The organism is Algoriphagus sp. NBT04N3, assembly GCF_019443765.1.
GTDB classification, from domain to species: domain Bacteria; phylum Bacteroidota; class Bacteroidia; order Cytophagales; family Cyclobacteriaceae; genus Algoriphagus; species Algoriphagus ornithinivorans.
Genome location: NZ_CP048415.1, coordinates 344,554 through 358,613 on the forward strand (window position 1 = coordinate 344,554; position 14,060 = coordinate 358,613).

Annotated in this window: 8 protein-coding genes; 6 read left to right on the forward strand and 2 right to left on the reverse strand. The window is 38.4% G+C overall.

Going from position 1 to position 14,060, the window contains the following annotated elements; genetic code table 11:
- Window positions 1–73: 73 nt before the first annotated feature.
- Window positions 74–1,069: a glycosyltransferase family 2 protein gene (locus GYM62_RS01595; protein ID WP_219958041.1), complete on the forward strand. Its 996-nt coding sequence runs from the start codon at window positions 74–76 to the stop codon at window positions 1,067–1,069.
- On the opposite strand, the gene GYM62_RS01600 is transcribed toward GYM62_RS01595, so the two are convergent.
- Window positions 1,066–1,284, reverse strand: a complete 219-nt coding sequence (locus GYM62_RS01600) for a PspC domain-containing protein (RefSeq protein ID WP_091655618.1) — start codon at window positions 1,282–1,284, stop codon at window positions 1,066–1,068. The genes GYM62_RS01595 and GYM62_RS01600 overlap by 4 nt on opposite strands.
- 119 nt (window positions 1,285–1,403) lie before the next feature.
- Here GYM62_RS01600 and GYM62_RS01605 point away from each other — a divergent pair, with 119 nt between their 5' ends.
- The 4 genes from GYM62_RS01605 (at window position 1,404) to GYM62_RS01620 (ending at window position 12,233) form a co-directional block, all read left to right on the forward strand.
- Window positions 1,404–3,134 (forward strand): tetratricopeptide repeat protein, encoded by a 1,731-nt coding sequence (locus GYM62_RS01605; protein WP_219958042.1) that lies wholly within the window; start codon window positions 1,404–1,406, stop codon window positions 3,132–3,134.
- Between the two features lie 493 nt (window positions 3,135–3,627).
- On the forward strand, window positions 3,628–6,837 hold the full coding sequence (locus tag GYM62_RS01610; protein ID WP_219958043.1) for a TonB-dependent receptor: 3,210 nt from the start codon (window positions 3,628–3,630) through the stop codon (window positions 6,835–6,837).
- A 12-nt stretch (window positions 6,838–6,849) separates the two neighbouring features.
- The gene (locus GYM62_RS01615) at window positions 6,850–8,589 is read left to right on the forward strand and encodes a RagB/SusD family nutrient uptake outer membrane protein (RefSeq protein WP_219958044.1); all 1,740 of its coding nucleotides are present in this window, start codon (window positions 6,850–6,852) and stop codon (window positions 8,587–8,589) included.
- Window positions 8,590–8,786: 197 nt separating this feature from the next.
- A complete protein-coding gene (locus GYM62_RS01620; protein WP_255590483.1) occupies window positions 8,787–12,233 on the forward strand; it encodes a VCBS repeat-containing protein in 3,447 nt (1,148 codons plus the stop codon).
- On the opposite strand, the gene GYM62_RS01625 is transcribed toward GYM62_RS01620, so the two are convergent.
- The gene (locus GYM62_RS01625) at window positions 12,234–12,995 is read right to left on the reverse strand and encodes a creatininase family protein (RefSeq protein ID WP_219958046.1); all 762 of its coding nucleotides are present in this window, start codon (window positions 12,993–12,995) and stop codon (window positions 12,234–12,236) included.
- A gap of 83 nt (window positions 12,996–13,078) precedes the next feature.
- Between GYM62_RS01625 and GYM62_RS01630 the strand changes: the two genes are divergently transcribed.
- Window positions 13,079–14,059 carry an isoaspartyl peptidase/L-asparaginase family protein gene (locus GYM62_RS01630; RefSeq protein WP_219958047.1) on the forward strand — a complete coding sequence of 327 codons (981 nt, stop codon included), beginning with the start codon at window positions 13,079–13,081 and terminating at the stop codon, window positions 14,057–14,059.
- Window position 14,060 lies beyond the last annotated feature (1 nt).

Here is a 14,060-nt window from a genome sequence, read left to right on the forward strand (position 1 = left end):
AAAGCCTTTAAGGAAAAGGTTTTAATGAGTGAGCATTTATAGATTTTTTTATCAATAACCTATCATCAGGAGGATGCAAAACTGCGCAATTGTCATCTTAAATTATAACGGGGAGGAAATGCTCAAACGCTTCCTCCCTTCTGTTATAAAGTTTTCCCAATCTGAAATTTGGGTAATTGACAATGCTAGCCAGGATCAATCCATAGCCATCCTCGAGAAGGATTTTCCCCAAGTTCAACTCATCTCTCTTTCTGAAAATTTCGGCTACGCAGGTGGATACAATTGGGGTTTGGAGCAGCTAAGAGGGAAGTACGAATTTTTTATTTTGCTCAATTCAGATGTTGAGGTTACAGAAGGTTGGGATTGCAAGCTGCTGGAAGCTTTTCAAAGAGACGAAAAAATAGCAGCTCTTCAGCCAAAGATCTTATCTGCCCAAAATCCTAAAGTTTTTGATTATGCAGGTGCAGGCGGTGGTTTTTTAGACACCTTATATTACCCTTATTGCCGGGGGAGAATTTGGAATGTAATTGAGGAGGACAAAGGGCAATATGATGATTTTTGTCTGGTAGATTGGGCTTCCGGAGCTTGTTTGGCGATTAGATCAGCTTGTTTTTTTGAACATGGAGGCTTTGATGCTCATTTTTTTGCGCATATGGAAGAAATTGATCTCTGTGTGAGGATGCAGCAAGCAGGTTGGAAAATTGCATATACAGGCGATTCTGTTGTTTACCATTTGGGCGGTGCAACTCTTGACAGAAGCAGCCCCAAAAAACTCTACCTAAACATCAAGAATAGCATTAGTTTGATTTATAAGGCAGAATCAACCTTCAATTTTGCTGTAATTTTTATTCTAAAGTTTGTAGTAGAAATATTGGCAGCCCTAGCCTATATCCTAAATGGGAAAAAAGAGTTTGGTAAAGCTATCTTTCGTGGATATGATGATTTTTTTGAAAGTAAGGAACAGTTTTTGAAAACTAAAGGGAAGAAGAAATTTAGCAAAAAAGGTCCCTCTTATTGGATTTACTGGGACTTTTGGGTGAACCGAAAGAAAACTTTTGATAGACTTTAATCAAAAAGAACTGGGTTGTTCATTTTTCTAAAGTACTTTCGAATTTTCATCATCATTGCCATGGATACGTAGATGATCACCGGCGAACCCAGTGTTATGAAGGATGAATAAATGAAAAATAAGCGAATACTATCAATGGGGAAATTAAGTTTCTCTCCAAGTCTGGAACAAACACCGAAGGCGCTTTCTTCGAAAAACAGTTTCAGTTTTTGCATGACGTTGATGGTTTAGTTTGGTTGTAAGTTACAAAAATTCAATTTAGGATTACAAAAGCAAAATGTCTGCCCGATTGTTTTTAAAGAAAATAAAAATATTCAATTTTCTCATTTTGAGTATGTTAGTTCAGTTCTCCTTTGGGCAGGACTTACGTTTTCTAAATGATATTGATGTTAAGCAAGAAAAACTGGTTTATCTGCGAGACTCTGTGAGATTTACAGTGAAAGGAAAAATTCCAATTGAATCTGTAATGACTCCCAGAAACCCACAGCTGAAGCTTGTGTGGAAATCTGAGACAGATAGCATCAATTTTGGAATGTTGAGTTTAAAGAAAAACCTTTCTGACTATTCTGTAGAGAAGGATTTCAAGATCCCATTTAAGCCTTGGATGGAATCAGCGGTTTTGGAGGCACGATTTTTTCAAGGTAAAAAAGCCAGTAATCAACCCTATGAAATTAAGACTTTAAGAAAGGGGGTTGACACAACTCCTTTTTTAGCAAAAATAGGAAGAGTTGTTCCTGATGAACAAATCCCTACTGTTGGATTGGCTATTCCGGTTGGAGTGACAGGTCGAGAAGCGGTTAGAAACAGAGAATTTCAGTTTTTTTTCAACCCAGGTGAATCGAATTATTTAAAAAACTCCTCCAATGAATCAGTTTTTGGGGATATGACTTCCTTTTTGACAGAAAATCCTGCTATCGTTTCAGTGAAAATTACGGGTTTGCAATCCCCGGAACAAAGGGAGGGAAGAAGCAGTCGATTGGGAATGGATAGAGCGACTACTATAAAAAGCGAAATCGTCAAAAGAAATTTATTACTCAGAGATTCCATAATTCAAGTCTCCTCACGATGGAATGATTGGTTTGACCTTCGACTTCTTTTAAGAGATTTCCCTGAACTTTCCACCTCCAAAAAAGACAGCTACTATGCGATTTTGATGAATGGGGAAGATTTTTTAACGCAGCAGGAACAATTGAGATCAATTAATGGCTTCGATCAGCTTTCTCGTCAGTTGTTTCCCAAGTTGAGAGTAGCGAAAGTGGAAATAATAGCAAAACCTGGATCAGGATTGGGAACTGAAAAGACTGCCATTTTACGGCAAGAGCTGGAAGAGAATATTGCAACCTCCAAACTTTCATTTCTAGACTGGGCTATTGCTGGAGAGACTGCTCCGAGATTGGAAGAGAAAGCGAGGATTTATTCTAAAATGACTACGTTATTTAGGTCGCCGCTTCCTTATAATAATTTAGGACTGGTAAGGATAAGAGAGGCTCAGCGAACCTTGGATAGAGATGTTCAGGAAAATCTTTGGAATGAAGCCGAGTGGTTATTGCAACAGGCCATCAAACTTGAAAATAATCCCTATTCACTCCACAACTTGGGTCAGATTTATGCCTTGAAAGGAAATTATTGGGAAGCATATAAATATCTTTCAGAGGCATCTGTTTTGACTAGAGATCCTGAGTTTTTGATGGTAAACGAAAGCTTGAGAGGTGCTTTGGATATATTGAGGGGTGATTATAAGTTGGCAACCTTGAGATATGATTATGCATTTACTGATCCAGCGGACTTTTTTAATAAGGGGCTGGCTTATTTTTTAGCGGGTAATTACGGAGAGGCCTCCCTTGCCTTTGAAGAATCTGTGATTCGAAGTAGAGATTTTGGTTATGGTTATTATGGCTTAGCGCTGGTTGCCATAAATAGCGGACAAAAAGAAGTCGCCATGATCCAATTGGAAAAAGCAGTTGCTGCCAATGAGTCCCTTTATCTTAAAGCCTTGATAGATCCAAATTTCGATGAATTAAGAGGAATTCCTGAATTTTTTCAGATTCTTAGAAGGAGTAAATAAAATTTTTGAAATAGAACTCTTTCGAATTTTGGGGTAAAAAGTTTCGCTTTTTTGGAGAAATTTTTCAAAAAAGGGCGAAAACAGGTTTTCTTTCAGCTATAAAACATCTAAATTGTTATGAGTATTACTAAAAATGTGGAATAATGTCTTTCTGAAAGACTCAAATCGCCAAATAATATTTAACCTCTAGAAATTTGATATTTGTTTAAGAATAATTAACATTGACGATTAAGAGTACAATTAACCCAAAATTCTGCCTATGACCTATCCTACCTAGCTACTTTCCCATCTCTCAAATGGCATCGCTAGATGCACTCAAACCTAAAGGAACTGACCTTTTGAAGGTATTCGTACCACGGTATAACGGCAATAGAAATCTGTAATCTCAGAACTACTCTATTGCAATTATTTTAAGAATAATCGCAAACGATTGCACAATCAATTAACAAACAAGTATTTGAGATTAATCTTGTTACCCAATCTATCTATGTTTATGAAAATAAAATATTTAAATTTTAGTTTGTTTTTACTGTTTTTTGTACTGGTCAGTGCTACAGCATTTGCCCAAATTACTATTAGGGGAACAGTTACAGACGATATTGGTGAGCCCTTACCGGGGGCCACAATTTTAGTAAAAGGAACTACCACAGGAGTAGTTACGGATTCTGATGGCAAATATGTAATTAATGCTCCATCATCAAGCTCTGTTTTAGTCTTTTCTTTTATCGGGTTTGATTCAAAAGAAGAAATAATAGGAAACAGAAGTATTATTGACATCAAACTATCTCAATCAACAAGTAATCTGGAAGAAGTGGTGGTCACCGGCTATGGTGAACAGTCTAAAAGAGATATTACCGGAGCTGTGGCAACGGTTGATACACAAGACCTGCTTTCAATTCCGGCTACTACCTTTGCGCAACAATTACAAGGTAGGGCCGCTGGTGTAAATATAGTCAATGATGCAACGCCGGGAGGTGAGGCAACTGTTAGAATACGTGGTTTTGGTACAATTGGAAACAATAATCCTCTATATATTATTGATGGTGTTCCTACAGAACGTCAAGGAAACTTAAACCCAGAGGATATTCAAACAATACAGGTTTTGAAGGACGCCTCAGCTGCCTCAATATATGGGTCTAGAGCTGCTAATGGTGTGGTTATTATTACTACCAAAAGAGGGAAAATTGGTAAACCCACTATATCATTTAATACTTACCAGGGTACTCAACAAGCAGCAAACTCACCTGAAGTTTTGAACGCTAGGGAGTTGGGAAGGTACTTATATCTTGCAGATCTTTATGCAGGGAAAACTCCAAGTCACGGACAATATAAATTCGGACCAAATGGTGAAGTTACTATTCCTGACTTTGTCTTTCCAAGCGGTGCTATGGCAGGTGACCCCGGGACGGACCCGTCTCTGTATGCACTTGAACCTGGAAACATTTATGCAATTACAAGGTCTGCAGATACGTATTGGTGGGAGGAGGTAACTAGGACTGCGCCCATCAGAAATTACCAGGTTTCTGCGACTGGTGGAACAGAGACGAGTAAATATGCCCTCTCAGCCGGATATTTTAATCAAGAGGGTATTGTAAAGTTCATAGGATATGAACGATTTTCACTCCGTGCAAACACTGAATTTAAAGGTTTAAATAATAGATTAACTATCGGGGAGAATTTATCTGTAACCTTTGATAACCGAAAAGGAGGATTCGGTAATCAAGAGGAACAAAATGCAGTTTCAGGCTCTTACAAACACCACCCTTTACTCCCTATTTATGATATTGCCGGTAATTTTGCAGGAAGCCGAGGCGCAAATCTAGGGAATAACTTTAATCCGTTCGCGGTTTTATCTCGCCAACAAGATAATAGAACCATGCGTCTCCGGGTTTTTGGTAATGCTTTTGCTTCTTATGATATTAACGAAAACCTACAAATAAAAACAAGTCTTGGGATAGATGGTAATACCCTAAGGGGAAGATATCTTGGTAGACCTCAACCAGAATACGTAGAAGGAAATTTCATTAATAGTACCACTGCAAGAAACGAGTATCAATATCAATGGGTTTGGACTAATGTGATGTCGTACAAAAAAGTCTTAAATGATATCCATTTTATTGATGTTTATGTTGGAACAGAGGCTATTCGTGAATTTGGAGAGTTTTTTCAAGCAAGTCGACAAAGATTCGCTTTTAACAGTACTGAAATTTTGAGCTATTTGGACCTCGGTGATGCTACGACTGCAAGTAATTCGGGCAATGTTTTCCGGGACTACAGTTTATTTTCTCAATTTGGTAAATTTAATTACGCTTATGGAGACAAGTATTTAGCCCAGGTTATTTTAAGAAACGATGCATCTTCACGGTTTCTTTCCGCGTCTAGAAATGCACTTTTCCCAGCATTTAGCGTTGGATGGAGAATTTCAGAAGAAAATTTCTTTAGTTCTGCCTTGCCATTTGTAAATGATATGAAATTAAGATATGGATGGGGTAAAACTGGAAACCAAGCAATTGGAGATTATAATGCATTCACAACTTATAGATCTAATATTTTCAATGCTGGTTATCCAATTGATGGGTCTATGTCTTCTCCAACAATTGGATTTGATGCACAAAGATTTGGAAATCCTAATGCAAAGTGGGAGACTACTACCTCCAACAACTTAGGGTTTGATGCTTTATTATTTGGGAGTAAGGTGAATTTGGAATTTGACGTTTGGAGCCGAGTTACATCGGATATGCTATTTACAATTCCAATTACGTTTTCAGCTGGAGATGCTGCCGCTCCTGCATCTAATGTTGGGCAGATCACAAATAAGGGCATTGATTTAAACCTTGGGTATCAGAATTCAGCAAGAGGTGGAGATCTTAGATATGGTATATCTGCTAATTTTTCCACTTACCGAAATAGGGTAGATAGATTAGATGAAAATGAAGATACTCGCTTCTTTGGTTTTAGTTCAAGAGTTCCATCAGTAACTCTTACTCAGGCTGGTCTCCCATTATCTTCATATTATGGGTTTAATGTATTGGGAATATTCCAATCGCAGGAAGAAGCTAACTCTCACCCTGCGTATGGTACTTATAATGCTCCAGGGAAGTTTAAAATTGAAGATGTTAATCAGGACGGAAGAATCACAGACGATGATAGAACGATTATCGGAAATCCCCATCCTGATTTTACCTATGGTATCAATTTTAATTTTGGATATAAAAATTGGGATCTTACAGTATTTGGTAACGGATCAGTAGGCAACGATATATTTAATTACGTAAGGTATTTCGCTGACTTTAATACATTTCAAGGAAACAGATCTAAAGCGGCATTATATGATGCATGGCAACCGTCAAATCCTCAAGCACCAAGATCTCAATGGGTAGCTGCGAATCCAAATGCGACAGCTCCAATTATGGATGCAAATGATCAAATCAGCAGTAGACCGTCGAGTTATTTTATTGAAGATGGTTCCTATTTTAGAGTTAGAAATATTCAATTGACTTACACTATGCCTAATCAGCTATTGTCAAGAATAGGTTTAGGAAGTGGATCAATTTACATTCAAGCTCAGAATATGATTACTATAACCAAGTATTCTGGATTGAATCCTGAAATCCAAACCAATACAGATAATACTCTAGGGTTTGATGGGGGGTACATGCCTGTCTCCAGAAATTTATTGATTGGACTTAATGTTAACTTTTAATTAAAGGAGTTTATGAAGAATATAATTAAAATAATAAGTAGCTTAATCATCGTCTTGGTGGTCTTTAGTTGTTCTGATGAATTTCTCACTAATGAACCTCAAGGTCAATTTAGTTCAAGTGGGCTAGCTACAGAAGAGGGAGTTGATGGAATTTTGATCGGAGCCTATAAAATGCTTTCGGGAACTGGTCTTGATGGACAGGCCCCATGGGAAAATGATGTTCAAAATTGGGTTTTTGGTGGTATCGCTTCCGATGATGCGTATAAGGGAACAGATGCCGGTGATCAACCAGAACAATCATTTATTGAGGCTTATGATTTTCAGGCTTTTAACAACCACATTACAAATAAGTGGAGAGGGTTATTTAAGGGGATTGCCCGTGCAAATGATGCCTTGAATACATTGAAAAAAGTGGAGCAAATAAGTGATGAAAAAAGGAATAGAATTATTGGTGAGGCGAGATTTCTTAGAGGATTCTTCCACATGGAAGCCCGAAAAATGTGGCGAAATCCACCTTATATTAGTGATGAGGTTTTTGATATTAATGACGTAGAGAGTACTAAAGTACCTAACGATATTGAAATTTGGCCATTAATTGAGGCAGATTTTCAAGATGCGATCAATCGATTACCGGAAGTACAAAATCAAATAGGTAGGCCAACTAAATGGGCGGCAATGGCATTTTTGGCAAAAGCCAAAATGTATCAAGGATGGGATGCTAATGGGAATCCAAATAGCGCAAAGCTTCAGGAGGCTAAACAATTGTTGGATCAAATTGTAAATAGCAACAGATTTTCATTGGTGGATAAATTTGAAGATAATTTCTTAGTTGCTACGAGGAATAATAGAGAATCAATATTTGAAATCCAGTATGCCATAAATAGTGCTAACGACCAAGCATCCAATCAAGGGGTAGGGTTGGCTCATCCATACACTGATCCGTGGGGTTGCTGTGGGTTTTATCAAGCTTCTCAGAATCTAGTAAATGCTTACAAAACAAACAGTGAGGGGCTCCCTTTATTAGATTCATTTAATGATTCTGATGTGACTTGGCAAACCGAATTCACAGGACCTTTAGATCCAAGACTTGATCATACTCTTGGAAGACCAGGTATTTTGTTTAAAGACTTCAAAATTCATGGGACAGATTTTATTCGCGATCTTTCATATGCAGGACCCTATTCCTCAAAGAAGCATGTCTCAGAAGCTGCTGGTTTTGGAGTCGGCGGGTGGGGTAATCTCACCGCTAACAACTATCGTATTATGAGGTATAGTATGATCCTACTTTGGCTTGCAGAAGCAGAAGTTGAAATAGGCAGTCTAGAAAGAGCTAGAGAATTGGTAAATACTATTCGAAGAAGAGCCGCTAACCCAGCGGGATTTGTTCCGAAAGCAATTCAAGGATCCAATAGAAACGATTACACTATTGTTCCTGGACAACCTGCTGCGAACTATAAAATTTCTACCTATAATTCACCTTGGGCTGATAAAAATACTGCTCGAAAAGCAGTCAGATTTGAAACAAGATTGGAATTTGCAATGGAGGGTCATAGATTCTTTGACCTTCAAAGATGGGGTGTATCGGCAGAAGTCCTGAACGCATATTTGAATGTTGAAAAGACTAAGAGAGTCTATTTAAGTAATGCCGTATTTACTAAAGGGAAAAACGAGTTCTATCCAATTCCAATTCAGGCTATAGATCGATCCTTAAAAGATGGTGTTCCAACTTTAAAACAGGATCCAGCCTACTAAAATAGTTATGTAAGAAAAAACCCATTCTGTATAAGAGTGGGTTTTTTTATTTTCAATTAAATAAATAGTATAGTAAGGTATATATGTCCATCAATTTAAATTCTATTAAAAAAAAGGTTTCGTACAAAATTTATTTTTTTGGATCCTTTTTAGTTCTTTTTTCATTTGGGATTTATTCTTGTGAGGAAAATGAAAAATTGTTTGTTCAATTAAGCTCTGATCAGACCTCAATTTCTTTTATTAATCAGGTTGTAGAATCAGATTCATTCAATATTTTAACCGATGAATATATATTTAATGGAGGAGGAGTAGCAGTAGCGGATTTTGATCAAAATGGATATCCGGATTTATTTTTTACTGGAAACCAAGTCCCTAATAAATTATACCTCAATCAAGGAGATTTTAAGTTTGTTGATGTTTCTGCATTAGCAGGAATCGAAGCAAAAGATAATTGGTGCACAGGTTCAGTGGTAGTGGATATTAATGGAGATGGTTGGATGGATATCTATGTAGTTTCGGCAATGAAAAAAGGTCCCGGAGAAAGAAATAACCTACTTTTTGTTAATCAGGGGAAAAATGGAGACGGCCAAATTACATTTAAGGAAAAGGCGGAGAGTTATGGAATTGCTGATCCTGGAAATGGCATGGGGGCTGCTTTTATAGATTATGATTTAGATGGGGATTTGGATTTGTATATTCTAAATAATGACCAAGTTGGATTATTGTCATCAAATTATCGTGAAAAAATTGTAGATGGATCTTCTATAAATAACGATGCTTTATATAGAAATAATGGGGATAATACTTTTACAAATGTCACATTAAAAGCAGGAATAACAATTGAGGGATTCGGATTAGGATTGGTTATTGGAGATTTCAATAATGATGGCTGGCCTGACATTCATATATCTAATGATTATTTAACTAACGATATTTTATATATTAATAATAAGGATGGTACGTTTTCAAATAAAATAAATAAAAATTTTAAGCATCAAAGCCATTTTTCTATGGGTGCTGATCTATCGGATATCAATAATGATTTAAAGCCAGACTTGATTACACTTGACATGTTAGGTGAAAGTAATTATAGGAAAAAAACAACGGTTGGAAAAAACTCTTACCTCGCATATTTTAATAATGAAAAGTGGGGTTATGAGTATCAATATATGAGAAATATGCTCCATTTAAATAATGGAAATGACGCACCCTTCAGCGAGATTGGGATGTATGCTGGAGTCTATCAGACGGATTGGTCATGGGCGCCTTTATTTGGAGACGTGGATAATGATGGACAACGTGACCTGTTGATCACCAATGGTTTTCCGAGAGATATTACTGATAAGGATTTTGCCAATTACCGTGCGGATGTAGGCAATATTGCAAGTGTAAGACAACTTCTGGATTCCATTCCGATTGTCAAAATTCCGAATTATGCTTTCAGAAATAAAGGAGATTTGACTTTTGAAGATATTGGTACGGAATGGGGGCTTGATAAACCTTCTTTTTCCAATGGGGCAGCTCTGGTTGATTTGGATTTGGATGGAGACTTGGACTATGTGGTTAATAATATCAATGATCCAGCATTTGTTTTTGAAAATAAACTTGAAGCAAAAAAGGGAAAAGGAAGTTTTCTCAGAGTTAAATTATTCGGGCCCAAAACCAATTCCCAGGGTCTTGGAGCCAAACTAATCTTGACCTTATCCAATGGATCAAAGCTATATCAGGAGCAGCAGGTAGTCAGAGGATACATGTCCTCCATAGAAGAAATTCTGCATTTTGGAATACCTTCCGGAGAATCGGTGACGGAGGTTCAGCTTATTTGGCCTGATGGTAAAGAACAGCGAATACCACAGCCAGCTTTAAACTCAATTCTTGAAATGAAATACCAAGAGGCTACGCAAGGGCCTCACTTGGTAGCGATTCTTGAAAACCAAAAGGGTGAACTTTTACTTGAAAATGTTGCTGAGCAACTTGGACTTGATTTCATCCATCTTGAGAGCGATAAAATTGACTTCAACGTTCAGAGAACTCTTCCTCACAAATTGACGCAATATGGACCTGCGTTAGCAGTAGGTGATATCAATGGAGATCAACTGGAGGATTTGATTGTCGGGTCTTCTTCAGGGCATAATCCTCAAGTATTTCTTCAAAACTCAGCCGGAACTTTTGACCAAAAGGACTTATTACCGGGGGAAAACCCGAATTATGAAGAAATGGGGATTCTTTTGGTTGACTTGGATAAGGATGGCGATCTGGACCTTTATTTGGTCAGTGGCAGTAATGAGTTTCCCGCTAATTCTGCCGAATATCAGGACAGAGTTTATTTCAACGATGGGAAAGGCAATTTTACTCTAAACCTGGACTTTAACAGAATCAAAGCGAGTGGAAGTACCGTCAGAGCGGCCGATTTTGACCAAGACGGCTTTGTAGATTTATTTGTGGGAGGGCGTACCCCCTTTGCACAATATCCATATCCGGAAAACAGCTTTTTACTGAAAAATAACCAAGGAGTTTTGGAAGATGTGACCGACCAGGTAGCTCCAGAATTGCGTAAGGTTGGAATGGTCACGGATGCGATATGGTCCGACGTCGATTTGGATGGTTTGATGGATTTAATCGTTGTGGGAGAGTTGATGCCTATCACTGTCTTCCGAAATGATGGGGCACAGTTGATAAAGTGGGAAAGTGGCTTGGGTAACTATTTAGGTTGGTGGAATTCCATCCAATCAGGTGATTTCGATCAAGATGGAGATATGGATTTTGTGGTTGGAAATTTAGGAGCTAATAATCATTATCATCCGACCCCTGAAAGACCTGTCAAAGTTTACGCCAAGGATTTTGATGGAAACGGAAGTGTAGATCCGGTCACTTTTGCTTGGTACAAAAACAAACAAGGCAAATATGAGTCCTTCCCTAGTCATTTTTGGGATGATTTGTATGGGCAAAGCATCTTGTTCAGAAGAAAGTTTGAGCGCTATAAACTTTATGCTTTAAGCAACGAGCAAACTTTATTTACTGAGGAAGAAAAAAAAGAGGCACTAGTACTGACGGGTAATTATGATCGCTCGGTGTATTTGGAGAATGATGGTAAAGGGAAGTTTATAGTGCACGAACTCCCTGCAATGGCGCAATTGGGCCCAATCAATGGGCTTTTAGCAGAAGATATTAATGGAGATGGTTTCTTAGATATCTTGCTAATAGGGAATGATTATGGAAATGAAATTTTTATTGGAAGGTTAGACGCTTTAAATGGGTTAGTCTTACTCGGGGATGGTAATGGGAATTTCAGTCCTCTAAGCTCATCTGAAAGTGGATTTGTAGTCCCTAAAGATGGCAAAGCCCTCGTGAAGTTAAGTTCTGTGAATGGCGGGCCACTGTATATTGCCTCTCAAAACAGAGATAAACTTAAAGTATACAGAGGAAAAACTCAGGAGCGTCAAGCGATTGACCCAAGTCATGATTTGGTAGCAATCTTAGCTACGCTGGAAAACGGCAAAACTCAACGCTTCGAGATCAATCACGGATCAGGGTTCTTATCTCAGTCATCTAAAGAAGTTACACTCCCCAAAGGGACGAAATCCTTAAAAGTAATTGATTTCAAAGGCAATGTGAGAGATTTCGATCTTTCGGTTTTGGATTAATCAGCGATAGAGTTCATTTGAATTTACGGAGCAGATATCGAGAATTAACTCCGCCACTTTATCTGTGACATCTTCAAAATAGCGCCTTCCCTTTTCAGGGGAGGCTTTTTTTGGATTTCCTATTCCAGTATCTTCTGTTACTTGAGACCACTTTCTTTCAGCCCAGGCCCATTTCTCTCTTACTCCTGCGATTACTGATTTTTTTTCTTTCCCATCTCCAGCTTCTTCGAGCGGGAGAACCAGTTCAGGATGAAGATGCATGATCAAGGCAGTCTCCATTTCATCTGCATGATCTCCACTTTCTTCAAAATAGTTGGTTTTATCAAGGGCCTGAAACCAATTACAGGTAAATAGCATCATTTCAGGAAATTGAAGGCCTAGCTCCCTGAGTGCAGTTTTGAAGTCATTTCCTCCATGACTATTGAGAATCAAAAGCTTTTTGGTTCCCTGTCTGTCCAAAACAGTGATCAGGTCCCTGAGGATCGCAAATTGAGTACTTGGATTGAGGTTCATATCCAGATAAATATCTGACTGGCCTGTATTGACACCAAATGGGATAGAAGGAAGAATCACGACATTCCCGCCCTTTTCCCAAGCTTTTTTTCCTGCTTCCTCTCCTATGGCATCTGCTTCGTAAATATCCGTTCCATAAGGCATATGGTAATTATGTGCTTCAGTAGCCCCCCAAGGGAGAACTGCCAAGTCAAATCTATGGGTTTTTAAGGATTTCCAGTTTGCTTCTTTTAGGATATAAGGTCTCATGGAATTTTCTGAGGATTTGTGAAAAAAAAGGCTTATTTAGGATTCTGAATGAGTTTTTCAAGCTAAAACCTAAAATAAGCCTAATGTCTCAAAGAAGAAAATTTCTTAAACAATCCCTTTTAGGGTCTGCCCTATTTATACCTGGAATTACCCAAGCTTGTGCGCAAGGATCCAAAGAAAATTTGCCAGGTGAAAAACCATTGATTTTGTCTACTTGGAACCATGGTTTGCCTGCCAATGAGGCAGCTTTCAAAAAGCTTCAAGAAACGGGGGATATCGTAGATGCTGTAGAAGCGGGGGTGAAAGATACTGAATTGGATCTCAATAATTTATCGGTAGGACTGCAGGGCTTACCTGATAGGGAAGGAATTACCACGCTTGATGCATCTATTATGAAAGGGGATGGGTCTTGTGGTTCAGTGGCATTCGTCAGGCAGGTCAAGCATCCTATCAGTTTGGCAAGAGCGGTGATGGAAAAAACGCCTCACGTAATGCTGGCAGGAGAAGGGGCTAGGCAATTTGCCATTCAAGAAGGATTCCCTATGGAGGAAGAAAAGCTCAGTCCTAAAGCTCAAAAAGCTTACGATGAATGGAAAAAGACGAGTCAATACAAGCCTGTCATCAATATAGAAAATCATGACACTATTGGAATGATCGGGATGGATGCGTCGGGAAATCTAGCAGGAAGCTGTACTACAAGTGGCCTTGCTTACAAAATGCATGGAAGAGTAGGGGACAGTCCGATCATTGGGGCAGGGCTCTATGTGGATAATGAAGTAGGGGCTGCTACTGCCACAGGTCTAGGTGAATCTATCATCCGTATTTGTGGAAGTTTTTTAATTGTCGAATTGATGAGGCAGGGAAGAACACCTCAGGAAGCTTGTGAAGAAGCGGTAAAGAGGTTGATTGCAAAAAATCAACAAGACATTAAAGATATTCAAGCTGGATTTTTGGCAATAAATAAAGAAGGACATATTGGAGCTTATGCTGTGCATCCTGGATTTAACTTTGCTCAAGGAACGCTGAAAGGAAATATCCTTATTGATTCTAAAAGCCATTTTTAGA